General features: G+C 61.7%; 22 protein-coding genes and 1 tRNA gene. 15 read left to right on the top strand and 8 right to left on the bottom strand.

All coding sequences use genetic code 11. The annotated features are described in order from the left end of the window. Positions 1-60: 60 nt before the first annotated feature. From ACFQJC_RS02600 to ACFQJC_RS02575, 6 genes are all read left to right on the top strand, one after another. Positions 61-1,695 (top strand): ABC transporter substrate-binding protein, encoded by a 1,635-nt coding sequence (locus ACFQJC_RS02600; RefSeq protein ID WP_390221688.1) that lies wholly within the window; start codon positions 61-63, stop codon positions 1,693-1,695. A 3-nt stretch (positions 1,696-1,698) separates the two neighbouring features. Beyond that, a complete protein-coding gene (locus ACFQJC_RS02595; RefSeq protein WP_390221687.1) occupies positions 1,699-2,697 on the top strand; it encodes an ABC transporter permease in 999 nt (332 codons plus the stop codon). Between the two features lie 17 nt (positions 2,698-2,714). Further along, positions 2,715-3,779, top strand: coding sequence for an ABC transporter permease (locus tag ACFQJC_RS02590; protein ID WP_390221686.1), 1,065 nt, complete (start codon positions 2,715-2,717; stop codon positions 3,777-3,779). A gap of 1 nt (position 3,780) precedes the next feature. Next, positions 3,781-4,947, top strand: a complete 1,167-nt coding sequence (locus ACFQJC_RS02585; protein WP_390221685.1) for an ABC transporter ATP-binding protein — start codon at positions 3,781-3,783, stop codon at positions 4,945-4,947. After that, positions 4,940-6,271: an ABC transporter ATP-binding protein gene (locus ACFQJC_RS02580; protein WP_390221684.1), complete on the top strand. Its 1,332-nt coding sequence runs from the start codon at positions 4,940-4,942 to the stop codon at positions 6,269-6,271. Before ACFQJC_RS02585 ends, ACFQJC_RS02580 begins: the two co-directional genes overlap by 8 nt. 104 nt (positions 6,272-6,375) lie before the next feature. Beyond that, positions 6,376-7,314: a DMT family transporter gene (locus ACFQJC_RS02575; RefSeq protein ID WP_390221683.1), complete on the top strand. Its 939-nt coding sequence runs from the start codon at positions 6,376-6,378 to the stop codon at positions 7,312-7,314. A gap of 35 nt (positions 7,315-7,349) precedes the next feature. Here ACFQJC_RS02575 and ACFQJC_RS02570 read toward each other — a convergent pair whose 3' ends face one another. Together ACFQJC_RS02570 and ACFQJC_RS02565 are read right to left on the bottom strand one after the other, a co-directional pair. Continuing rightward, positions 7,350-7,640 (bottom strand): transcriptional regulator, encoded by a 291-nt coding sequence (locus ACFQJC_RS02570; protein ID WP_390221682.1) that lies wholly within the window; start codon positions 7,638-7,640, stop codon positions 7,350-7,352. A 53-nt stretch (positions 7,641-7,693) separates the two neighbouring features. After that, a complete protein-coding gene (locus tag ACFQJC_RS02565) occupies positions 7,694-8,644 on the bottom strand; it encodes an asparaginase (RefSeq protein WP_390221681.1) in 951 nt (316 codons plus the stop codon). Positions 8,645-8,933: 289 nt separating this feature from the next. Between ACFQJC_RS02565 and ACFQJC_RS02560 the strand changes: the two genes are divergently transcribed. The 4 genes from ACFQJC_RS02560 to ACFQJC_RS02545 all read left to right on the top strand — a co-directional run bounded on the left by ACFQJC_RS02560 (position 8,934) and on the right by ACFQJC_RS02545 (position 11,146). Continuing rightward, the gene (locus ACFQJC_RS02560) at positions 8,934-9,197 is read left to right on the top strand and encodes a DUF8028 family protein (protein ID WP_390221680.1); all 264 of its coding nucleotides are present in this window, start codon (positions 8,934-8,936) and stop codon (positions 9,195-9,197) included. A 111-nt stretch (positions 9,198-9,308) separates the two neighbouring features. After that, positions 9,309-10,292: an aldo/keto reductase gene (locus ACFQJC_RS02555; protein WP_390221679.1), complete on the top strand. Its 984-nt coding sequence runs from the start codon at positions 9,309-9,311 to the stop codon at positions 10,290-10,292. A gap of 39 nt (positions 10,293-10,331) precedes the next feature. Continuing rightward, entirely contained in the window at positions 10,332-10,895 is a 564-nt protein-coding gene (locus ACFQJC_RS02550; protein ID WP_390221678.1) for a DUF1684 domain-containing protein, read from the top strand. Between the two features lie 56 nt (positions 10,896-10,951). After that, positions 10,952-11,146, top strand: coding sequence for a DUF8178 family membrane protein (locus ACFQJC_RS02545; protein ID WP_390221677.1), 195 nt, complete (start codon positions 10,952-10,954; stop codon positions 11,144-11,146). 38 nt (positions 11,147-11,184) lie between these two features. On the opposite strand, the gene ACFQJC_RS02540 is transcribed toward ACFQJC_RS02545, so the two are convergent. The 3 genes from ACFQJC_RS02540 to ACFQJC_RS02530 form a co-directional block, all read right to left on the bottom strand. Next, the gene (locus ACFQJC_RS02540; protein WP_390221676.1) at positions 11,185-11,658 is read right to left on the bottom strand and encodes a type IV pilin domain-containing protein; all 474 of its coding nucleotides are present in this window, start codon (positions 11,656-11,658) and stop codon (positions 11,185-11,187) included. Between the two features lie 96 nt (positions 11,659-11,754). Then, positions 11,755-12,231 carry a type IV pilin domain-containing protein gene (locus ACFQJC_RS02535; RefSeq protein WP_390221675.1) on the bottom strand — a complete coding sequence of 159 codons (477 nt, stop codon included), beginning with the start codon at positions 12,229-12,231 and terminating at the stop codon, positions 11,755-11,757. Beyond that, positions 12,231-12,656, bottom strand: a complete 426-nt coding sequence (locus ACFQJC_RS02530; RefSeq protein WP_390221674.1) for a type IV pilin domain-containing protein — start codon at positions 12,654-12,656, stop codon at positions 12,231-12,233. The genes ACFQJC_RS02535 and ACFQJC_RS02530 overlap by 1 nt, the downstream gene beginning before the upstream one ends. 751 nt (positions 12,657-13,407) lie before the next feature. Here ACFQJC_RS02530 and ACFQJC_RS02525 point away from each other — a divergent pair. Together ACFQJC_RS02525 and ACFQJC_RS02520 are read left to right on the top strand one after the other, a co-directional pair. Further along, on the top strand, positions 13,408-16,080 hold the full coding sequence (locus ACFQJC_RS02525; protein WP_390221673.1) for a DUF7827 domain-containing protein: 2,673 nt from the start codon (positions 13,408-13,410) through the stop codon (positions 16,078-16,080). A gap of 147 nt (positions 16,081-16,227) precedes the next feature. Continuing rightward, a complete protein-coding gene (locus tag ACFQJC_RS02520; RefSeq protein ID WP_390221672.1) occupies positions 16,228-17,601 on the top strand; it encodes a hypothetical protein in 1,374 nt (457 codons plus the stop codon). A gap of 74 nt (positions 17,602-17,675) precedes the next feature. Here ACFQJC_RS02520 and ACFQJC_RS02515 read toward each other — a convergent pair. After that, positions 17,676-17,824 (bottom strand) — tRNA-Met (locus ACFQJC_RS02515). A 128-nt stretch (positions 17,825-17,952) separates the two neighbouring features. On the opposite strand from ACFQJC_RS02515, the gene ACFQJC_RS02510 reads away from it, so the two are divergent. Continuing rightward, the gene (locus tag ACFQJC_RS02510; protein WP_390221671.1) at positions 17,953-19,008 is read left to right on the top strand and encodes a DUF7115 domain-containing protein; all 1,056 of its coding nucleotides are present in this window, start codon (positions 17,953-17,955) and stop codon (positions 19,006-19,008) included. A gap of 59 nt (positions 19,009-19,067) precedes the next feature. On the opposite strand, the gene ACFQJC_RS02505 is transcribed toward ACFQJC_RS02510, so the two are convergent. Further along, positions 19,068-19,436, bottom strand: a complete 369-nt coding sequence (locus ACFQJC_RS02505; RefSeq protein WP_390221670.1) for a DUF5830 family protein — start codon at positions 19,434-19,436, stop codon at positions 19,068-19,070. 88 nt (positions 19,437-19,524) lie between these two features. Here ACFQJC_RS02505 and ACFQJC_RS02500 point away from each other — a divergent pair, with 88 nt between their 5' ends. Further along, complete coding sequence (locus tag ACFQJC_RS02500; protein ID WP_390221669.1) at positions 19,525-20,184, top strand: TVP38/TMEM64 family protein; 660 nt, start codon at positions 19,525-19,527, stop codon at positions 20,182-20,184. A gap of 33 nt (positions 20,185-20,217) precedes the next feature. Here ACFQJC_RS02500 and gpmI read toward each other — a convergent pair whose 3' ends face one another. Beyond that, complete coding sequence (gene gpmI / locus ACFQJC_RS02495) at positions 20,218-21,756, bottom strand: 2,3-bisphosphoglycerate-independent phosphoglycerate mutase (protein ID WP_390221668.1); 1,539 nt, start codon at positions 21,754-21,756, stop codon at positions 20,218-20,220. A gap of 117 nt (positions 21,757-21,873) precedes the next feature. Here gpmI and ACFQJC_RS02490 point away from each other — a divergent pair, with 117 nt between their 5' ends. Then, positions 21,874-22,551 (top strand): DUF1405 domain-containing protein, encoded by a 678-nt coding sequence (locus ACFQJC_RS02490; protein WP_390222323.1) that lies wholly within the window; start codon positions 21,874-21,876, stop codon positions 22,549-22,551. The last annotated feature ends 40 nt before the right edge of the window (positions 22,552-22,591 follow it).

The following is a 22,591-nucleotide window of genomic DNA, read 5'->3' as shown; positions in this document are numbered from 1 at the left end:
AAATTCAGTATGCTAGGATTTTGCAAAGGTTATATAAATGGTGGCCGCAATCTACCTTCGATGAGTGATAGCGATTCTCATATCAACCGACGGTCCTACCTCAAGCTAGCTGGCAGCGCGGCAGCCGCCGCATCGCTTGCAGGTTGTACCGGCGGCGGTGGTGATGAGGAAACGACGACCACCGAGTCTGGTGGCGAAGAGACCGAGACGGAAGAATCGACGACCACGACCGAGAGTGGTGGCGAGACGATGGGCGACTTCGAAGTCACCATCACGCAGGGTCAGATGCCCTCGGGTCTCGACCCGCAGGACCACCGCGAGACGCCGACCGACATCGTGGTGCTCCACGCGTACGAAGGCCTGCTGACCCGTGACGCGACTGGTGCTGTCCAGACGGCACTCGCAACGAACTACGAGCGCGCCGAGGGCAACTCCGTCGAGTTCGAACTCCGGGAGGGTGTCACCTTCCACAACGGCGACGAACTGACCGCAGAAGACGCCGCCTACAGCATCAACCGCGTCGTTGACCCCGAAGTGAGCTTCGCAAGCCCGCAGAGCGACCAGCTCGCTGGCGTCGCGGGCGCGGAAGCCTCCGGCGACGGCGTCGTCACGGTCAACAACTCCTCGTTGAACCCCATCGTGTTCTCCGAGTTTGCGACCTACCTCGACGTCATGCAGCAATCGTGGGTCGAAGAGCGCAGCAAGGCCGAAGTCGGCCAGCAGATGAACGGGACCGGTCCGTTCCAGCTCGAATCGTACACCGAAGACGAGGAAGTCGTCCTCACGCGCTACGAAGACTACTGGCAGGAACCCGCCGAAGTCTCGACGCTCACCTTCCGTGCGGCCGCAGAAGCGAGCACGCGTGTCAACCAACTGCTCGCCGGTGAGACGGACGTCGTCGTCAACGTCCCGCCGCAGGAAGTCCAGCGCGTCAACAACAACGACAGCACGCGTGTCGCCGCGGCACCATCGACGCGTATCATCTACAACGCGATGCGCTACGACGTCGAGCCGTTCGACTCCGTCGAGTTCCGCCAGGCGATGAACTACGCGATCGACCTCGAGAGCATCGTTCAGAACATCCTCGGCGGCTTCGGTGCGACGACGAACCAACCGACGCTTCCCGAGTTCGTCGGCCACGACGACAGCGTGGAAGACTACCCGTACGACCCCGAAGAGGCGGAAGCACTCGTCGAAGCCTCCGGCTACGCGGGCGCGGAAATCGAACTCAACACGCCGGTCGGTCGCTACCTGAAAGACCTCGAAATCGCACAGGCCGTCGCCGGCTACATCGACGAACTGCCGAACGTCAGCGCGACGGTCCGCGAGCGCGACTTCGGTTCGCTCGTTGACGAACTGCTCGCAGGCTCCATCGAGGCCCGTCCGCACTGGTTCCTCATCGGCTGGGGTGAAGCGACCTTCGACGGTGGTCTCGTCATGGCGGCGCTCCTCGCCTCCGACGGGACGCTCACCACGTGGCAGGACGAGCAGTTCGACTCCTACCTCGAAGATGCGGGCAACCAGACCGGCGAAGAACGCGAAGCGACGCTCCAAGAGGCGAACGCCTACGCGCACGAGCAGGCTCCGTGGATCTTCCTCAACCAGCAGTACAGCGTCTACGGCGTCAACGACGCCATCGAGTGGGAAGCCCGCTCCGACGAGCGTATCGACGCGTACGCGATGAGCCAGAAGTAGTCGATGTCGCTATCGAGGTTCCTCATCAAGCGCTCGCTCCAAGGGCTGTTCGTCATCTGGGGGGTCATCACCGTGGTCTTCGGACTGCGATTCATCTCCCCGGGCGACCCGGCAAACGTCCTGTTACCGCCGGACGTCACGCCCGAAGTGAGAGCGCAAGTTATCGCCGAACTCGGGCTCGACCAGCCCCTGTACGTCCAGTATTGGAATTTCATCTCCGGCATTCCGTTCGGGGATTTGGGCGTCTCGCTCGTCACCCGAACGCCGGTTTCGGCGCGAGTCGTGACGAAACTGCCCGCGACGCTCGAACTCGCCATCGCGGCGACAGTCGTGGCGGTCATCATTGCGATTCCGCTCGGCGTCGTCTCGGCGACCCGACGGCACGAGCCTGCGGACTACGGTGCGACGGTGTTCTCACTCGTCGGCATCAGTACGCCGAACTTCTGGTTGGGCGTGATGCTCATCATCGTGTTCGCGGTGCAGCTCAACGTGTTCCCGACGAGCCAACGCCCGATCGGACTGGACGGAATCATGATGCGAGCAATCGATGGGAACCTCGGCGCGGCAGTCGATGGTTTTCAAACCTGGGTGTATCACATTACGCTTCCGGCGATCACACTCGGGACGTACTTCACCGCACTCATTACGCGGTTGACCAGAAGTGGAATGCTCGACCAACTCGGGCAGACCTACGTCAGAGCATCTCGTGCGAAGGGACTTCCCGAGACGCTCGTCCGATACAAGCACGCACTTCGTAACACGCTCATCCCCGTCATCACCGTCATCGGGTTACAACTCGGGACGCTCATCGGGGGCGCAGTGATTACGGAGGCGGTCTTCGCGTGGCCCGGACTGGGGACGCTCATCATCAACAGCATCAACGCGCGCGACTGGCCGGTCCTTCAAGGTTCGCTCATCGCCGTCGCTGTCGGGTTCGTCCTCGTGAACATCCTCGTAGACGCCCTGTACGCCTACGTCAACCCACAGGTGGCCTACGACTAACCTCGTCGGTATTTTTAATGATATCAGAACGTACACTACGGAATCTCCGCCGGGAACTCTCGCGGAGCGTCCTCGCAAAGATTGGCATCGTCGTCGTCGTCCTCATCTTGGCGATGGCAATCTTCGCCCCGTTTATCTCGCCGTACAGCCCAATGAAACAGACCCTCGATAACGCACGCCAACCGCCGCTCGGGTTCAGTACCCAAGAGACGAAAGAGGTGACCCTCATGGAAAACGGCAGTGTCGTCATCGAAAACGGTCAGGTCCAGACCGAAGAACAGACCGTGTACACGAACGCCACGCTGGCACATCCGCTCGGGACCGACGCCAACGGCAGAGACATCCTCTCTCGGGTCATCTACGGTGCCCGCACGTCGATTCTCGTCGGTCTGTTCGGGACGACGCTCGCCGCACTCATCGGCGTCACCGTCGGTCTCTCGGCCGGGTTCTACCGCGGCCGGGTTGACGACGTGTTGATGCGCGGTGCCGACATCATGCTCGCGTTCCCCTCGCTCGTCCTCGCAATCGCCCTCGTCGGCGTCTGGGGACAGGCGAAAGTGGCGATTCCCGACCCGTTCGTGGTGACCGGAATCTCCGGCGCGTTCCGGTCGGCACTCGGGCTTTCGACCAACATGCCGAAGGACATCATCCTCCCGGGGACGGTGATTCTCGTCGTCGCGCTCGTCAACTGGGTGTGGTTCGCGCGGGTCGCCCGCGGTGAAGCACTCTCGATTCGCCAAGAAGAGTACGTAAAGGCCGCGCGCGCCCTCGGTGCGAGCGACGGGCGGACGATGCTCCGACACGTCCTCCCGAACGCCATCACGCCGATTCTCGTCCTGGCGACGATTCAGGTGGCCGCGATTATCCTCCTCGAATCAGCGCTGTCGTTCCTCGGGTTCTCGGGGGCGAGCGTCTCGTGGGGCTTCGACATCGCCCTCGGCCGGCAGTACCAATCGACCGCGTGGTGGATTTCGACGATGCCCGGACTGGCAATCGTCGTCACCGTCATCGGTCTGAACCTCGTCGGCGACTGGCTGCGTGACGCGCTCGACCCCGGTATCGAAGGGGAGGGAGGTGTCTAACGTGGCCGAGAAAATCCTCAAGATTCGGGACCTCTCGACCAGTTTCTTCACCGAAGATGGCAAAGTCAACGCCGTCGATAGCGTCTCGTTCGACGTCGAAGACGGCGAAATCTTCGGCATCGTCGGCGAATCCGGGTCGGGTAAGTCGGTGACGGCGCTCTCGGTCATCGACCTCATCGACTCGCCCGGCAGAATCACCGGCGGCGAAATCTGGTACCGGAACCCCGACCTCGCCGACGAGTTCCGCGACAGTAAACCGGACGCCGTCGATGGCGAGTTCGTGGACATTCGACGACTCCCCGAGGGCGTCCGCCGGTCGCTTCGCGGGCCGTCGTTCAGCATGATCTTCCAGGACCCGATGAGCAGTTTCAACCCCTCGATTACCGTCGGCGAGCAAATCGCCGAAGCGGTCGAGGCACAGCAACGCGCCCGGTCGAATCCGCGAAGCACGCGCTCGCGGACGCAAGGCTACGGGCTCGGGTCCTACATCGTCGATACGCTCGTCCCGTCGCAGGACTACGTCTCCGAGGAGAGCATGGACCGCGCCGTCGAACTGCTCGAACAGGTCGGGATTCCCGACCCCGAAGACCGGGCACACGAGTACCCGCACCAGTTCTCGGGCGGGATGCTCCAGCGCGCGATGATTGCGCAGGCGCTCGCCGGCGAACCCGACATCCTCATCGCCGACGAACCGACGACGGCGCTCGACGTGACGATTCAGGCGCAGATTCTGAACCTGCTCCGTGACCTCCAAGAAGAAGAGGACATGAGCATCCTGATGATTACGCACAACCTTGGCGTCATCGCCCGGATGTGCGACCGCGTCGGCGTCATGTACGCCGGCGAAATCGTCGAGCGCGGCACGCTCGAAGACATCTTCGAGAACTCGGTCCACCCGTACACCGAGGGGCTGTTGGGGTCGATTCCGGACCTCGACGCGCCCTCCGCACGACTCGAACCGATTTCGGGGAACGTGCCGAGCCTGCTCGAATCGGAGATGCCCAACGCCTGCTTCTTCGCAGACCGCTGTCCGAAGGCTATGAACGACTGTCTCACCCGCATCCCAGAGTACGACGTTGACGACCGACACAGCGTCCGGTGTGTGCTCGCAGAACGCGAGTTCGACCCGACGGACGCCGTCGAAGCACCGGAGGTGGCCGATGACTGAGCCGATCCTCCAAGTCCGCGAACTGCAGAAGTACTACTTCGAACAGGACACGCTCATCGACAGCCTCCTCGGCCGCGACGCCGAGAGCGTGAAAGCCGTCGATGGCATCTCGTTCGACATCCAACCGGGCGAGACGCTCGGGCTTGTCGGCGAGTCCGGGTGTGGCAAGTCCACGACCGGCGAGACGCTCTTGCGACTCCGCGAAGCGACCGACGGCGAGGTGCTGTTCGACGGCGAGAACGTCTTCGAGATGGACTCGACGGAACTCAAGCAGTTCCGTAGGGACGTCCAAATCGTCTTCCAGGACCCGTTTTCGAGTCTCGACCCGCGGATGACGATTGGCGATATCGTCTCCGAACCGCTCACGATTCACGGCATCCCGGAAGACCCGGGCGAGCAGACGAAACGCGAGTGGCGCAGAGACAAGGTCGCCGACTTGCTCGAACGCGTCGGGCTATCGGCGAACCACCTCGACCGCTACCCACACGAGTTCTCCGGTGGCCAACGCCAGCGTATCGGCATCGCTCGCGCGCTCGCACTCGAACCCGAGTTCATCGTCCTCGACGAACCGGTCTCGGCACTCGACGTGAGCGTCCAAGCGCAGGTGCTCAACCTCCTCGACGACCTGCAAGACGAGTTCGGGTTGACGTACCTCTTTATCGCACATGACCTGAGTGTCGTCCGCCACATCTGTGACCGCGTGGCCGTGATGTACCTCGGCAACATCGTCGAACTCGGGCCGACCGACGAGTTGTTCGACTCGCCGAAACACCCGTACACGCAGGCGCTCTTGGAGAGTGTTCCGCGGGCGGGCATGTCGGAACACGGCCGACGCGTCGAAGCGCTCTCGGGCGACGTTCCGTCACCGAAGAGTCCGCCGTCCGGATGTCGGTTCCGGACGCGCTGTCCGGTGGTCATTCCGCCCGAAGACCTCGATATCGACCAGCAGACGTATCGCTCGGTGATGGACCTCCGCGATGCGTTCGCCGCCGGCGACGTGAATCCCGAACACATCTGGGAGGCCGCAGACCCCGAGCGCACCGACGAAGAAGCGTTCATCGAGGAAGCGCGGTCACGCTTCGTCGATGTCGAACTCAGAGGGGCGGTTGCCGGCCACTTCGATACGGCACTGAGCCACCTCGCAGCGGGCGACAGCGAGAAGGCACAGGAAGTACTGTACACCCACTTCGCCAGTCCGTGCGAGGAACGCCGCCCGGCCGTCGGCGACACGGAACACCCGGCCGCGTGCCACCTCTTCGAAGGAACGGACGAGGTGACGGTCATCGAGACGACGAACGGCGCCGTCGCCGAAGCGGACGACTGACCGCGACGACGACCCGACGCTGGCGAGACGACACGACCTTTTTTCGGCTTCGTCAGTGCTTCCGATAACGAAACGTTGACACACCCCGCCAGCGCATCATCGCTGTGACCCGGTATCGTAACCTCGTACTGTTCATGGTTCTCGCGGCGGTGTGGGGTTCGGCGTTCATGGCCATCAAGGCCGGATTGGCGTACTTTCCGCCGGTGTTCTTCGCGGCGGTTCGCTACGACATCGCCGGTCTCATCATGCTCGCCTACGCGTTCTACGCCACCGAGACGCCGCTCCCCCGGAGTCGTGCAGATTGGATGGAAGTCGGAGTCGGCGCGGTCCTCCTCATCGCGGCCTATCACGCCCTGTTGTTCATCGGACAGACCGACCCGACGGTGACGAGCGCCGCCGCCGCGGTCATCGTGAGCCTCAATCCCGTCCTCACGACGGGGTTCGCACAGGGTCTCCTCCCCGACGAGCGACTGACTGCGGTCGGCATCGTCGGCCTGCTGCTCGGTCTCGCTGGTGTCGCAGTGCTCTCTGAACTCGACCCCTCGAACCTCCTCGCCGGCGGCACTGTCGCCAAACTCCTCATCTTCGGGGCGACCGCAGCGTTCGCGTTCGGTTCGGTGCTCACCCGCCGCATCGACTCGAAGATGCCTATCGAGACGATGGAAGCGTGGTCGATGCTCTTCGGTGCGCTCTTGATGCACGTGCTCTCTGTGGGACTCGGCGAGTCGCTCGCGGACGTAGTTCTCTCCACGGAGGGAATCGCCGCACTCCTCTACCTCGCGCTGGCCGCGAGCGCGCTCGGGTTCCTCATCTACTTCGACCTCTTGGAGCGCCTCGGCCCGGTCGAAATCAACCTCGTCTCCTACGTCGCGCCCATCTTCGCCGCCCTCTCGGGATGGCTGTTCCTGAGCGAAGTTCCGAACGCCTCGACCGCGGGCGGGTTCGCGCTCATCTTCCTCGGGTTCGTACTGCTCAAACGGGACGCGATTCGGCAGGAACTCAGACACCAACTCGGCGGGCGTGCCGACCGAGTGAACGAGTAGTCGTCGCCCGCGTCGGAATCGTCAATCGACAATCGTCAATCGTCGGCTTCGTCGTCCACGCGTTCGACGGTCTCGACTTCGCCGACCATCGTCCACCCGCCCTCGCCTGCTTCTTGACGGCCGACGATGACCGTCTCGTTGTCTTCCGTCGTCGTGAACCGGTAGACTGCGTCGTCGTCTTTTCGGGTGCCTTCCGCCTGAAACTCGGTCTGGAAGAACTCGGCGCTCCGGAGCGTGAACGTTCCCTCGATGTCGCCGACTGTGAGATACATCGAGTGCGGGTGAATGTTGTACATCCGTTTCGCCGTGCGATTGAGGTCTGCCATAGCCTGACCGTGGTGGTCGGGAGATAAATCGCTACGGGAAGTGGGTCAGTGAGTCACTCGAAGACGGAGGCGGGGTCGCCCCCTGCGGCCAGACAGAACGTGAGCAGGAGTCGGGCTTTCGAGGTCGGAAGGTCGCCGGCGAAGAGCACGCCGGCGCGGTCGAGCGTGACCGCGCCGCCCGGGGTGCCATAGACGGGTTCCGTCGGGCCAGCGTGGCACCGCGAGGAGACGACGATTGGGACGTCCTCTGCGACTTCGGCGAGACGTTCGCCGAGCGCGCCGGTGACGTTTCCGAGACCGGTTCCCTCGACGACGATGCCATCGGCGTCGGCGAGGGCGCGGTCGAACAGCGTTCCATCGACGGCGACGCCCGAGTGGACGACGGGCACTCGCACCTCGACGGGGAGCGAGAGGTCGAGCTGCGGGAGGTCGCTCGTCGCCTCGCGGTGGGAGCGAACGGTCTCACGGGTGAACGTCGCAACTGGCCCCTTTCCGGGCGACTGGAAGGTGTCGAGCGCGTTGGTGTGGGTCTTGACCACGTCGCGGGCGCGGTGGAGTTCGTCGTCGAAGGCCACGGTGACGGTTCCATCGAACTTTGAGTCCGTGGCCGCGCGAACCGCCGTCAGCAGGTTCGAGGGCGCATCGCTTCCGGGTTCGTCGAAGCGGCGTTGGGCACCCGTCACGACGACTGGACCCTCGGGGTCACAACACAGTTCGAGGGCGAACGCGACATCCGCGAGGGTGTCCGTTCCGTGCGTGACGACGACGCCGTCAACCCCCGCGTCGAACGCGTCTTCGATTGCGTCTCTCGCGGCGAAAATCGACTCGAAATCGGCGTCGAATCCCGGTACTGAGGCGACATCGACCGCCGAGAGCGTGGCGTACGATTCGAGGGTAGGAACACGTTCGACGAGGTCTGTCGCGGTCTTTTCGGGGGCCGCACCGGCCGAACTCGGTTCGCTTGCGATGGTTCCTCCGCAACTCACGACGCGGATGTGAGGCATATGCAGTAGTTAATCTCCACCCGTGTCGAAACTTTGGATTGGCAGAATTACACGACAACAGTCCAGTAGTCGCTGACTATCGTGTCAGTAAGATAATCAAAAATCACAGATATTCGAGCGGAATGAAAACGTTAGAATTCGAATTGAAGCGTTAAATGGTCGTACGGATAAAAATAAAATTTCAAATTATCTTGAATATCTGGTCTAAAGGAGTATGAAATAATGCAAATCCTCAGATGGAGTTATCACCCCTCACGTCGATGTACTGGTAGAGGTGTGCCCCCCACCGATGTCGAATTCCCCATCAACGCTCCCACGCGAGCGCCTTGTCGAATTGAGAGAGATGTTGAACGAACAGCACGTAAACACTGGTCTAAAAGTCGTCACTGCCCCGTTTCGATTCGTCGGGTTCTGGGCAGCTGTCGCGCTTCCATTCCTGTATCTTCCACTGTTGTTTAACGGTCTCAATCAGAGCGAAATCACCGTCTTCACGGCGCTCGTCGCGCTCAACGCCCTCGCGCTCATCGTCGGCCACAACTACGCACGCTCGTAGTACGCTCTAATCCTGCCCCCCGCATCTCTCCTCTCTCCCTCGACTTTCGAGCGACGCGACCGCCACGGGTGAATCGAGGCGATTTATCACGGCCAGCGTGTGAGTTCAGGTATGTCGCTCGAAACGGTCCCACTCGGTCACACCGGGACGAAAGTTTCGGAGATTGCATTCGGAACGTGGCGCTTCGGCCGACGCAACGACACCGGAGCGGTCGAAGTCGATGTCGAACGCGCCCACGAACTGCTCGATACGTTCGCCGAGGCGGGCGGCACGTTCATCGACACCGCCGACATGTACGGCGACGGAGCCAGCGAGGAGTACATCGGCGAGTGGTTGGAGACGCGTGACCGCGAGGACTTCGTCATCGCCTCGAAGATATTTTGGCCCACCCGCGAGGACGCCAACGGCCGGGGTCTCAACCGCAAACACCTCCGCCGCCAGATAGACCGCATCCTCGACCGCCTCGGAACCGACTACATCGACCTCCTCTACATCCACCGTTGGGACGACGAGACGCCCGTCGAGGAGTTCATGCGCACGCTCGACTCGTTCGTCCGCGACGGCAAGGTCAACTACCTCGGCACCTCGACGCTCGACCCGAACGCGTGGAAAGTCGTGAAGGCGAACGAACTCGCAGACCGACGCGGTTACGAACCCTTCCGACTCGCTCAGCCGCGGTACAACGCCGTCAACCGAGAGGTCGAAGGCAACTATCTGGAGATGTGTGCCGACTACGACATCGGCGTCATCCCGTGGTCGCCGCTCGCAGGCGGGTTCTTGACGGGGAAGTACCGCCGAAACGAAGCCCCACCGGCCGCCTCACGCGCCGCGAACGACCAGCGCTTTGCGAACTCCTACCTCGTCTCGGAGAACTTCGACGTGCTCGACGTGGTCGAATCGGTCGCCGAGGAAGTCGGCGCGAGTCCGGCGCAGGTCAGCCTGGCGTGGCTCATGGCCCACCCGCAAGTCACCGCACCCATCATCGGTGCTCGAACACCCACGCAACTCGAAGAGGACCTGCTCGCCGCGGAACTCGACCTTACGACCGACCAGTTCGAGCGCATCGCCCAGGCCAAACACCAGCGCTCGGTCTGAACCGTCAGGTGTAGGTGGCCGCGAGCGCAAGGGCCTTCCATGACCGACGCCGACGCGTTCGACTCCGACGCGTACGTCTCCGAACTCCGGGCAAAGCGCACCGAGAAGGACGAATTCTTCGCAGAGCACCCGCAATCGCCGATTCCCCCCGCCGAGAGGGACGGGTTCGATGGTCTCGACTACTTCGAACCGAGCCCGGACGCTCGCGTGACAGCACGCGTCGAGACCCACGCCGACCCCGAACCGGTCACGATGGACACCTCCGCCGACCGCGAAGTCCGGTATCTTCGGGTCGCCACGTTCCACTTCGAACTCCGGGACCAGTCGCTCGAACTCGGGGCCTATCGACAGGAGCACGACCAGTCGCCCACGCTCTTCGTTCCCTTCCGCGACAAGACCACCGGACAGCAGACCTACCCCGGCGGGCGATACATGGAACTGACGCCCGACGGCCCGCTTTCGGACCTCGACGAGATTGTCGTCGATTTCAACCTCGCGTACAACCCCTTCTGTGCGTTCTCGGAGACGTTCGACTGCCCGCTCCCCCCGGAAGAGAACTGGCTTCCGGTCGTCGTCGCCGCGGGCGAGTTGCAGTACGAGTAGCCGTCGCAACCGAAAGCGCAAAGTCCATATTGTGTGCTTCCTCAAAGACAGACAGTATGGGACTGCTCAGCTCGCGCCAAGTGCTCCTTGGCCTCGTATTGATACTCATCGGAACGGTCGGACTCCTGCCCGGCGCGCTTCCCAATGTCGCTCAAACGTCACTCTTGACGTACGCGCTCGTGCCCGCCGCCGCCGCACTCGTCGCGGGGACGTATCTCGTCGGCACGTCTGAAGGCGGCCGCGCCGTCTAAGACCGAACCGTCGTCAAAAAAAGTCGTTTTTCGCCGGATTAGGCGTCAGGACCAGTCCACTTCTGGAGCGTCGCCGACGTGGAACCGGATTCGTCAGTCCAGACGAGGCGGACGGTTGCGTCGTCGAGGTCATCGGTATTCTGTTCTTGCACAACCACTTGTTCTCCAGCAGAAATTTCGTCAACGCCCGACAAGCCATTCCAACTTTCAGATTTCTCATTCGGTCCAGCTAGAGGGTTGTCTCCGGCGTCATCCAAGGCAACCGTCGATGTCACGTTAACCTGCGTCGCATCAATCGACTGGCCGCTCTCGTGGGTGATTGTGAGATTTCCGGCACTACCGTTGTAGTCGAAGCCGAAACTCGCTTGCGGCGCAGTGGCCGTCTGCTCACCGAGTCCGAGCACGAAGGTGCCGATGACTGCGGCGAGGATGACGGTAATCGCAACCATCAGGATGACCCCGATGACCGGCGAGACAGCAGTGTCGTCTGTAAAGAGGGTTCGTAGTTTCATAATTCGTGAATGTACTACGAGTTGATGTGTCTCGCGGGTCGGTTGTAATACTATCGGGGATTGCGAAAGATGCTGAAAGGAAGGGCGGTTAGTCGATTACGCGTCGGGACCAGACCACTTCTGCAGCGTTGCAGAGTTGGAACCGGACTCGTCAGACCAGACGATTCGGACGGTGTTGTCACCAATCGTTCCGCTGTCTGTGTGGACAGTAATCGATGAACCAGCAGAGATGTCTGCAGAGCTTCCAGAGAGATCCTCCCAGGAGAGGCTTTGAGCTGCAGTCACACCAGCACCTGCCGTACTGCTATTGATTGCTTCGCTACTAGTCACGTTAACCTGTGACGAAGCAATCGAGGTGCCACTTTCGTGTGTAACAGTGAGGTTACCATTTCCGGCATCATCATAGTCGAAGCCGAAACTCGCTTGCGGTGCAGTCGTGCTCACTTGGTCACCGAGTCCGAGCACGAACGTGCCAATGACTGCGGCGAGGATGACCGTGATGGCCACCATCAGGATGACGCCAATGACTGGCGACACCGCATCTTCGTCAGCGAGGAGTTGTTTGACGTTCATTATCCGTTGTAAGTCCACTTCTGGAGGGTCGAAGAGGAACTGCCGCTTTCTGAGGTCCAGACGACGCGAACAGTGTCTCCATCAGTAAATGCAGACGTCAGAGTGATGTCGGCGGACTCACCAGCACTTACTTGGTTGTCGCCTCCAGCTGAGAACGTCGGGTTTGCTGGAAGTTTGTCACCAGTAATGTTGATCTGACTGGTTGGAATTGCTTCACCACTCTCGTGGGTAATAGTGAGGCCCGTAGAACCGTTGTAATCGAAGCTGAAACTCGCCTGCGGTGCGGTCTCGCTCACTTGGTCGCCGAGTCCGAGCACGAACGTGCCGATGACTGCAGCGAGAATCACTGTGATGGCCACCATCAGGATGACCCCGATGACTGGGCTGACTGCACGGTCTTCCGTGAAGAGCTGTTTGAGTTGCATGGTTTGTGTTCCGAACACGCCTGACGAGGTCATGCCGTTGCGCAGTGTGCGCAGTGGGTGTGGGTGTCGGCCCGAATCCCTGCCCGGCATCCGTCTTCGTGTATCCAATCGCCACGTATCTCCCAACTAACTTAAATGTGGGTGACAACTTAGCAACACATTTAGGGGTTTATTTTACTCATTAATATGCCCTTTATACAGTCTTTAAGTACGCAATGTCATCCGATTTCGGAGCCATAGGGAGAACTCCTTAGACGTTGTTGGTCGTTTCATTGCCACGTTCGTTCGAACTGCGAATCAGCGTCTCGCGCGCGGCGTGGGCACACGCGATGAACAACAATACGGTACTTGGACGTGGGGAGATCGAGTCCGACGAGAACGGGTGATCGTTTCTCGCACGCGCATGCCTCGCTATTGCAGTTAGTCACTCTGAAAACGGAGATGCCCCCCGGAAACGGGGGACGCCGTTTCTACCCAAGGTGGCGTGCGCACGCGCTAGATGACAATACACCTACTATACAAAACCTTTGTGGCATAGGCTGGCTTTTCGAGCCTCGTACGTCCCGATTTTAAACGTATTGACTCGCGTCAATCACACAAAGTATTTACCGGAAAGGGTCAAGAATACGAACTGTACCCCTGCCCATGGAGGCATCTGTGAGTACCTCTCCCTCGGCCCGAGTTCTGCTCGGAGTGGTTTAACGCGAGGACAGACGAAAGCGATGTCCCCGACTGCAACACCCATCAAACCATGACACGCAATAAGCAAATCCGCGCGGTACTTCTCGCTGCGCTGATGGTCTTCTCGGTCTTCGCCGGGTCCATCGCGTTTACGGGAACTGCCGCTGCCGATCCGTCTGCTGTCGACGCGTCACAGTCCGGCTCTACGCTGACTGTGAACGCCACGCTTGACGGCGACGAGGCGAACGCAACAGCGTTCGTCGACGTCGACGGCGACGGCGCACTCGACGGAAGCGAACCGTCTACGACTAACAACTCGCTCGGTGGCGCAACCTCGCTCAGCGAGACGCTCGACGTGAGCGACGTGAACGGTGGTACGTACACGATCTTCGTTTACACGAACGACTCGATCGTCAACAACTCCACCACGAGCTTCGCAATCTCCGACTCCGAGGCCCCTGAGATTGACTCCGTTGTCCACTACGACAACGACACGTCCAACGACGAGGCAGTCATCGAGCTCGTCATCGACGAACAGTTCGACACTGGCATCACCGCCAGCGACTTCGCGCTCTACCAGGACGGAGAAGAAGTCAACAACGCAATCACGAACGTCAACTACGGCGCTGACGGTCAGCTCATCCTCGAGACGAGCGCAGTCGTCACTGGCGACGTCGAACTCAACGTCGGTAGCGACGTGACTGACGTCTCCGGTAACGAACTCGACGGTCTCGACGACGACGGCAACGTCTCTGTCACGGTTGCGACGGTCACCGCAAACGGTAACAGCCCGAACGCGTACCAGGGCGAAATCGTCGCCATCACTGACAACGCAACGGACACGACCGTTGACATCGAGTCCGACGACACGCAGGACGACAGCGAAAACTACCAGTTCTCCGGTTCCACCGGAACGAACTCGCAGGTTTTCGTCTTCGACACGTCCAACCGCGAACTCGAAACGTACAACTACACCGTTGGCAGTTCCAGCGGTCAGATTGACGTTACGGACCTCGGTCTCGAAATCTCGGTTGACGACCTGAACGTCACGACCGAAGACACCATCGAGGGTACGGTCTCCGCCAACGCGGGCGGCCGCACCATCGACATCGCAGTGCTTGACGACGACGACGAAGAAGTCGCAACCATCGAAGATGCTTCGCTCAACGGCCAAGGTGAATACGAATTCTCCTTCGACGTCGCTGACGAGGACATCGACGCTGGCGACTACACCGTCGAAGTCACCGACACCGGCTCCAGTGTCACGGCCACCTCCGACACGGTGACCGTCTCCGAAGCCGAAGAAGGTAGCGCCGACTTCAACGAGTCCGTCGTCACCGACGAGCGCGGTGACGTCGTCGCTATCCCGGTCCTGCTCGAAAACGCTGACACTGCAACTCTGTCCATCGGTACGTCCGACCAGGGCTACGCAGCAAACGTCACCGTCGAGGACGGTAACGACGACGGCGAAGTCGTCGTCCTCTGGAACTCCGCTGAGTCCACCTCGACGAACGTCAACGACGTCTTCGACGTCGAAGACAGCGACGACGAGATTCTCACCGGCGACGATGGTCAGACGGAAGTCACCGAGAACACCTCGGACCTCATCGACGCTGGCGACTACGACCTCGAAGTCCAGACCGGTACCTCCGCGGGTAACGCTGAGAACGTCGCAACCCTCGTCCTCGAGGAAGGCGGCGTCGAAAACGTCCGCACGTGGACCGCTCCTGACGCAGAGAGTGTCAGCGACCTCGACGAGGTCTCTGAGGCACTCGAAAACGGCAACCTGACCGAAGACTCCGAAATCGCCTTCGGCGACAAGGTTGTCATCCAGATCGAAGCAGCGGGTCTCGAAGGTACGGTTGACCCCGAAGGCGACGAGACGGTGTCGAACTTCTTCGACAGCGGCTCCTACCAGCTGACGGTCAACCAGAGTAACCCTGGCCCGAACCGCGACCCCAAGATCCTCAACCTGACGAACGCAACCGTCATCGCTGACGGTAGCAACGACACCTACTTCGTCGTCTACAACTCGGAAGACGTCGAGGCAGTTCGTGACACGAACGACAACGGTGTCATCGACAGCGGCGAGACGAACTCCGTTGACGTCGCCGACGACGACCAGTTCGACGTCGAGTTCAAGATGTTCGAGGACCCTGACTCGGGCGTCGCGCTCGTTGACGAAGACTCCTCGGCATCCACGTCCTACGAGAACGTCGAGGCTGAGCACGACTTCGACAGTGACCCGGTCAACGTCACCAACACGGCTGACGTGACCATCTCGGGCACGTCGAACACGGCACCCGGTACGGAGATCACGCTCCGCGTGCGCTCCTCGGGTGACACCCAGCCTCGCTTCCTCAAGACGGCAACCGTCTACGTGACCGAGAACGGTACGTTCACGGGCACGTTCGACTTCAGCGAACAGGCTGTTGACGACACCTTCACCGTGACGGCTGACGGTGGCGTCGCTCCTGACGTCGAAGTTGACGGTAACGTTGTCGAGTCCGTGGAAACGGAAACGACGGCAACCGAGACGACGACCACGGCTGAGGAAACCACGACGACCACGGCTGAGGAAACCACGACGACCGCAGCTGAGGAAACCACGACGACGGCCGCTGAAGAAACCACCACTGACGGTGGCGAAGGCGAGACCTCGACTGGTACGCCCGGCTTCGGCGTCGCTGTTGCCCTCGTCGCACTCGTCGCTGCGGCACTCCTCGCTATCCGCCGCGACTAACGCCGATAGCTAACTACCGGGATTTTCCCGGCCTTTTCCATTCTTTCGACGCTCGACCGGTGAGCGGCGGCGCTGATTTTCGTACTCGAATCGTTCGCGTCCGTTCGAGCAGGTGGATTCAACACCGTGACGAGCGGATGTGTAGGTATGACGGATAGAACACGTGAGGAGACAGTCGGTCCCTCACGACGGTCTGTTCTCGCTGGGATTGGGTCTGCGGCGCTCGGTGGACTCGCGGGTTGTACCGGCGGCGGCGGTTCTCAAATTCAGGATACGGATGGCGATGGCGTGATCGACTCGGAGGATTACGCGCCTCGTGACCCGTCAGTCTCGCGTCGGTCGGACCTCGAATCGACGACCCAAGCAGCGAAGACGACGACGGCGACGACGACAACACAGGTGACGACCACAGAGTCGCCAACCGCCACGCCGACACCCGAACCGACCACGGCGTCCACGACAGTCGCTTCCGAAGACGTGGAGGGACTGACTGCACGCAATCCAGCGGTGTTCGACCGGCGGAATCACATCGTGTCGTACTCCCAGCACTCGGTCACCGTGCGGTTGTGGAAAGAGAGTGTCGAGGGATACTCTACCAAAAATTCGGACCTCTACGTCTCGCTCGCTGAGTTTCCCCGCGCTGGGTCGTTCGCTTCGGGTCGAACGAGCGTCGAGATGGGGAATAGTAACTCGACATCGGTGACCGTCGATATCGACGTTCCCGAGGAAGCGAGAGACGAGACCCTCCACTATCTCGCGTTCTTCGTCCCGGAAGGCGAATCGATAGACTCACTCAGTTCGAACGACGTGACCCACGTCGGCGAGAGCGACCCGTTCACGCTCCAGTCTGGTGCATCGGAAATCGCCCGCGTGACGCCGGACGAATTGGCGGGTCTCGAATCGGAAGCGACCGACGAGTACGTCCGAACGAACGCCGAGGGCGTGTTCGATTTCACCATCTACGGGCGAACGAACGGGCAGAACTGGGAGGCCTCGTACTACATCTTCAAGAGTGCCTACGCCGCGGCGTGGCGGCGAGACCACGGTCGGAGTCGGCCGGAGTTCGTCCAGTACGAGATGCAGAACGGCTTCGCCGCCGAGTTCGCAGATTTATTGGACGGCATCGCGGAGGATATCGGCTTCACCGACAAACGGATGAAAGTCGAGTTCGTCATCGACTTCGTCCAACGCCTCCCCTACGTCCCCGATAGCGTCTCGACCGGCTACGACGACTTCACGAAGTTCAGCATCGAGACGTTGGTCGAACTCGGCGGCGACTGCGAGGACACGAGTATCATGCTCGCCGGGATTCTCCAGAGCGAACCGTTCGGCTACGACATGGTGTTGATTCAACCGCCGGGGCACATGGCCGTCGGCATCTACGGCGACGACTTGCCGGGCTACTACTGGACCTACGAGGACCGCAAATACTACTACATCGAGACGACCGGCGAAGGCTGGGGCATCGGCGACCTGCCGAACGAGTATCGGGATGCGTCGGCGTACGTGATTCAGGTGTGAACGCACAGAGAACGGCGCTCTGCAAATTCAACGGATGAACTACGTTCTCAGGGAGTAGATTCAGTAGAAGATAGTGCCCGGGGTGGGCTCCGAACCCACGATCTCCGCATGTCCCAGGTGCGAAGCCGGCATGACTTCGCGGGGGGCGGAGGCTTCCAAGGCGTTCCGCACCGATTGTGAAACCCTATGAGTGCGGCGCTATGTCCAGCTAAGCCACCCGGGCTCAACTTGGCGTTGTGCGGTGGTAGTATTTAACCTTCTCATCTTATCTGGGTGCGGGTCGCGTCACCACAGTACTCGATTGGAAGAATCACCCACGGATTTATGCTCTAACACTGGGTGGTCCCACGCATGAGCCAACCGGAGATCGTCCAGTCGGCCCTCGACGGCGAGACCGTGGTTTCGCGCATCCATCTCGGAGGTGAGGACGAACTGTTCGTGACGCCGTCACGGACGCTGGTCTACCGCGCAGAAGGCCTGCTCTCCGACGAGTCAGTCGATGAATACCCGCTCAACGCCGAGCGAATCTCGGTGAGCGAAGGGCGTCGAAAGGGGAAGATTCTCCTCGATTACGGACTCGACGGGAGTGAGAAGTTCGGACTCTCAGTAAAACGTCTCGACGAAGCACTCCAGCCGATTCTCGAAGGTGTGCTCACGAGCGCGGGCGTCCTCGACGCCGACGAATCTGTCGTCCAGGCGTTCCGCTTTAGCGAACTCACGCTCATCGTCGCCGAGCACCGCCTCGTCCGCCACATCGGCAGTGCCGTCTGGGACGAAGATTACGACGCGTACCACTACGACGACGTGACCGACCTCGAATTCGAGTCCGGAAGCGTCGCAACGACCGTCGTCCTCACGTCAAACGGCCGCCAAGAGCGGTTCAAGACGCCGAACGAACAGGCGCGTCTCGTCCGCGAGAGTCTCTCCTCGTCGCTCTGTGCACACCACGGCGTCGGCAGTCTCGAAGAGTTCCGCCTGAGCGTCGCCCCCGACGAGGAAGACGAAGCGGACGCCGACCGCGACAATACAGACTTCGGCGCAGGTCCCGACCCCCTCAGTGCGAACCCCGGAGAACTCGCCGAGGAGCCGAAGAACGCGACTCGAAGCGACGAAGACGGCGCACAACAGGCCGTCGAACAGACCGTCGAAGCGACGTCTGGCGCTGCTGGAGCCACGGCAAAAACGAGCGAATCGACGCAGAACGCCGTCGCCGACGCGGCGGACCTCGGATTCGAAGGCTCCGCTTTCGAATCGGCCGCCGATTCGTCGCACGCAGAATCGTCTCACGCCGACCTCGAGGCCGAAATCGAGACACTCCGAGAGGTCGTCGAAGCGCAGACCGAGCAGATTCAACAGCAGCAACAGCTCCTCGAACAACTCATCGAGGAACTTCGTCGCGGCCGATAACGACCGACGACAGCGTGTTTCGCTCGCCGACTCGTCTACTCGCGGCCGAGCACTCGGAACTACTCGCGGCCGAGTACTTTCCTGATACACGACGAGCCGAACGGCCCGAGTTCGCCGGATTCGAATTTGACGAAGTGGCCGGTCGAAATCGACGCCCCGCAGCGGCGACAGTCGAACTCGCCCTCTCGCTGGACGACTTGGCTCTCGAATCTGACGAACGTCCCACCGCGTCGGTGGTAAACCCTCGCGCCGTCGCGCTCGATGATGCCGCGCATCTCGGCGGTATCGAGGATGTCACGCGTGAGCGACGGGTCCGTCGTCACCGTCTCGATGCGGTCTACGACCTCCGCGAGCGAGAGTTCGTCGGCTTCGATGTGGGCGAGCAGTTCGAGCGCGAGTTCGACGCGCTCAGGCTCTCGTTCAGTCACGACTCGCCACACAGTCGAGTCGCAGGCGGCTAAAACGCTCCGAAGCACAAAGGGTTTGGTCGCGCCTCGTCGATGAAGTGCAAGCGCCGTGACCCGCACCCGTTTTATCGCCGGAGGAGTGATTGCCGCCCTCGCTATCGGGGCGTTCGTCGTCTCACCGGCGGCAGTCACCGAGCGCGCCGCGTGGGTCGCCGCCGACCCGGTTCGACTCGTCGCTGTCGCACTCGCGCTCGCGGCGATTCGGCCGTTTCTCGCGTGGCCGACGACGCTCCTCGCGCTCCTGATTGGGTACGGGTTCGGCCCGATTGGCATCCCGTTCGCACTCGCACTCATCGTGGCGACGAGCATCCCGCCCTACCTCGTCGCCCGTCGATACGGGCGTGGCGGGCGACTCGCGGAGATTGGCGAAGAGGCGATTTCGGTGACGGGGACGGTCAGAGGCGTCACGGCGAGTCGGCTGATTCCGCTCCCGTCGGACGTTGTCTCTGTCGCATCCGGCGTGGCGAACGTCCCGCTCGGCGCGTTCGTCCTCGGGACCGCACTCGGTGAGATTCCGTGGGCCGTCGCGGGTGTCGTCGCGGGCGCGTCGGTCGAGACACTCACGACCGAGTCGCTCGATGCAGTCCTCCATCCGGAGTTCATCGCGCTCATCGCCCTCGGTGGTGTCGCACTGCTCGTCGGGCCTGCCTATCGCTACTATCGAGAGAATCGAGAAAACGAACGGGCAAACGTCGGCCAGCATCAGTAGGGCTGGCTAGAAAATGGGAGCGCGTAGCCGGTCTCAGTCGAGGAGCGACTGGCCCGTCATCGCCGATGGCTGGTCCACGCCGACGAGTTCGAGCAGCGTGGGCGCGATATCACACAGCGAGCCATCGTCTCGAATCACGCGGCCGCCCGAGTAGGGGTGCTCGGCGTCCTCGTCGCTCGCCTCGGGGGTGAGGTAGACGAACGGGACGGGGTTGTACGTGTGGGCCGTGTTCGGGTCGTCTTCGGTGCCCATATCGTCGGCGTTGCCGTGGTCGGCGGTGAGACAGACGTGCCCGCCGTGCGACTGGACCGCCTCGACCAGTCGGCCGAGTTGCTCGTCAACCGCTTCGACGGCGGCGATTGCGGCGTCGTAGTCGCCCGTGTGACCGACCATGTCGGGGTTCGCGTAGTTGAGAACCATCACGTTCGGGTCGTCCGATTCGATGATGTCGATGGCGGTGTCGGTGAGTTCCTCGGCCGACATCTCGGGTTGGAGGTCGTAGGTCGGCACGTCGGGACTCTTGACGATACTGCGAATCTCGCCGTCGAACTCGACTTCGCGGCCGCCGTTGAGGAAGTAGGTGACGTGCGGATACTTCTCGGACTCCGCGAGTCGCATCTGCGTCTTGCCGGCCGCCGAGAGCACCTCGCCGAGCGTGTCTTCGGGTTGCTCCGGCGGGAAGGCGACGGGGATGGCGAACGTCTTGTCGTACTGCGTCATCGTCGTCATGAGAATCTCCGGGGGCGTGGTCTCGAACTCCCACGCGGGTTCGATATCGCAGAGCATACGCACGAGTTGGCGAGCGCGGTCGGACCGGAAGTTGAAGAAGATGACACTGTCGCCGTCTTCGAGGGCGGGCGCGTCATCGACGAGCGTCGGTTCGACGAACTCGTCGGTGTCGCCGCGGGCGTAGGAGTCGGTGACCGCTTCGACGGCGCTGTCGGCAGTCCACTCGGCCTCGCGCTCGACGATTGCGTCGTACGCGCGCTTGGTGCGCTCCCAGTTCTGGTCGCGGTCCATCGCGTAGTAGCGCCCGGAGACGGTGGCGACCTGTCCGGTTCCGTGTTCGTCGATGACTGCTTCGAGGTCCGCGAGGTACGCCTCGCCGCCGGTCGGACTGGTGTCGCGGCCGTCGGTGAAGGCGTGTGAGACGGCTTCGACGCCGTGTTCTGCCGCGAGTCGGATGAGCGCGGAGAGGTGGTCTTGGTCGGAGTGAACGCCGCCGTCGGAGACGAGACCCATGAGGTGGACGCGCCCGCCGGTCTCTTTGGCGTGGTCGAGCGCGTCGGTGACGGCCTCGTTCTCGTCGAACGACCCGTCTTCGATGCTGTCGCCGATGCGGGTGTAGGCCTGTTTGACGACGCGACCAGCGCCGATGTTGAGGTGGCCGACTTCGCTGTTGCCCATCTGGCCTTCCGGCAGACCGACGCGGCGGCCGTCCACGATGAGCGTACCGAACGCGCCAGTGTCACGGTAGCGGTCGAAGTTCGGCGTTGCGGCCGCCTCGATAGCGCTTCGGCGGTCGTGTTCGCCGAGTCCCCAGCCATCGAGGATGATGAGTGCTGCGTCCATGCCGGTGCTTCGGCGTCCCGCGGTAATTGTCCTTTGCTCTCGGCAGGTGTGATACCTGAGACGGGTTCACACACCGTCCCGACGGCCTTTTCTCCGGGCGCACCGTTCGACTCGGCGATGGGGCTTCGTGATATCGCACGGGAGTTCGATTCGAGACTCGACGACTGGGCCGAGTACTACCTCGGCAACGGCCCGAGTCTCGTCGTCTTTCTCGCGCTCAACGCCTCGGCGTTCCTCGTCGGCGTGAGCTTCTACGTCCACTCGGACCCGTCGCTCGCGGACGTTCCGACGTTTCTCTACCCACTGTTTGGAGACTCACCGACGGCACTCGCGTTGATGACGCTCTCGGCGGCGACGTTGCTCCCGAACCTCGGCAAGCGTGTTGCCGACGCACCCGTAAATCGACCGCTCGCATATCTCCACACCCTCGCGTTCGTCTGGCTCGTCAAGTACGGTATCTGGACGGCCGTCGCGCTCAACCTCCGGCCCGACCTCTACTTCGGCTTTTCTGGGGCACTCCTGTGGGACTACTGGGGAATCATGCTCACCCACATCGGCTTTCTCGGCCTCGCGCTCCTCATCCCGAAGTACGGCGCGACGACGCGCGGCGCGCTCGGATTCGCGCTCGCCCTCGCGTTGGTCAACGACGTGTACGACTACGGATTCGGGTTCTATCCCCCGCTGAAGTACGACGCCGGTCTGCTCCTCGCTGGAATCACGGTCGGACTCTCGTTCCTCTCGGTCTACCTCGCTTCGCAAGCGTTTTCATCGCTGACCGAGCGCTCTCGAAGCTAATCGGGCGACTGCGTAGCATTCACCATGAGTCAACCTTTTG

Source organism: Haloferax namakaokahaiae, from assembly GCF_042663225.1.
Lineage (GTDB): Archaea > Halobacteriota > Halobacteria > Halobacteriales > Haloferacaceae > Haloferax > Haloferax namakaokahaiae.
Note: the sequence above shows the minus strand (reverse complement) of the source record. Positions and strands in the feature narration are given on the sequence as shown.

Bases quoted from the DNA above. Each gene is read 5' to 3' on its own strand.
- ACFQJC_RS02490 (WP_390222323.1), top strand. From the start codon at position 21,874: ATGGGGCTTCGTGATATCGCACGGGAGTTCGATTCGAGACTCGACGAC.
- ACFQJC_RS02530 (WP_390221674.1), bottom strand. From the start codon at position 12,656: ATGCAACTCAAACAGCTCTTCACGGAAGACCGTGCAGTCAGCCCAGTC.
- ACFQJC_RS02600 (WP_390221688.1), top strand. From the start codon at position 61: ATGAGTGATAGCGATTCTCATATCAACCGACGGTCCTACCTCAAGCTA.
- ACFQJC_RS02580 (WP_390221684.1), top strand. From the start codon at position 4,940: ATGACTGAGCCGATCCTCCAAGTCCGCGAACTGCAGAAGTACTACTTC.
- ACFQJC_RS02545 (WP_390221677.1), top strand. From the start codon at position 10,952: ATGGGACTGCTCAGCTCGCGCCAAGTGCTCCTTGGCCTCGTATTGATA.
- ACFQJC_RS02560 (WP_390221680.1), top strand. From the start codon at position 8,934: ATGTCGAATTCCCCATCAACGCTCCCACGCGAGCGCCTTGTCGAATTG.
- ACFQJC_RS02550 (WP_390221678.1), top strand. From the start codon at position 10,332: ATGACCGACGCCGACGCGTTCGACTCCGACGCGTACGTCTCCGAACTC.
- ACFQJC_RS02520 (WP_390221672.1), top strand. From the start codon at position 16,228: ATGACGGATAGAACACGTGAGGAGACAGTCGGTCCCTCACGACGGTCT.
- ACFQJC_RS02555 (WP_390221679.1), top strand. From the start codon at position 9,309: ATGTCGCTCGAAACGGTCCCACTCGGTCACACCGGGACGAAAGTTTCG.
- ACFQJC_RS02595 (WP_390221687.1), top strand. From the start codon at position 1,699: ATGTCGCTATCGAGGTTCCTCATCAAGCGCTCGCTCCAAGGGCTGTTC.
- gpmI (WP_390221668.1), bottom strand. From the start codon at position 21,756: ATGGACGCAGCACTCATCATCCTCGATGGCTGGGGACTCGGCGAACAC.
- ACFQJC_RS02540 (WP_390221676.1), bottom strand. From the start codon at position 11,658: ATGAAACTACGAACCCTCTTTACAGACGACACTGCTGTCTCGCCGGTC.
- ACFQJC_RS02590 (WP_390221686.1), top strand. From the start codon at position 2,715: ATGATATCAGAACGTACACTACGGAATCTCCGCCGGGAACTCTCGCGG.
- ACFQJC_RS02525 (WP_390221673.1), top strand. From the start codon at position 13,408: ATGACACGCAATAAGCAAATCCGCGCGGTACTTCTCGCTGCGCTGATG.
- ACFQJC_RS02535 (WP_390221675.1), bottom strand. From the start codon at position 12,231: ATGAACGTCAAACAACTCCTCGCTGACGAAGATGCGGTGTCGCCAGTC.
- ACFQJC_RS02510 (WP_390221671.1), top strand. From the start codon at position 17,953: ATGAGCCAACCGGAGATCGTCCAGTCGGCCCTCGACGGCGAGACCGTG.
- ACFQJC_RS02565 (WP_390221681.1), bottom strand. From the start codon at position 8,644: ATGCCTCACATCCGCGTCGTGAGTTGCGGAGGAACCATCGCAAGCGAA.
- ACFQJC_RS02570 (WP_390221682.1), bottom strand. From the start codon at position 7,640: ATGGCAGACCTCAATCGCACGGCGAAACGGATGTACAACATTCACCCG.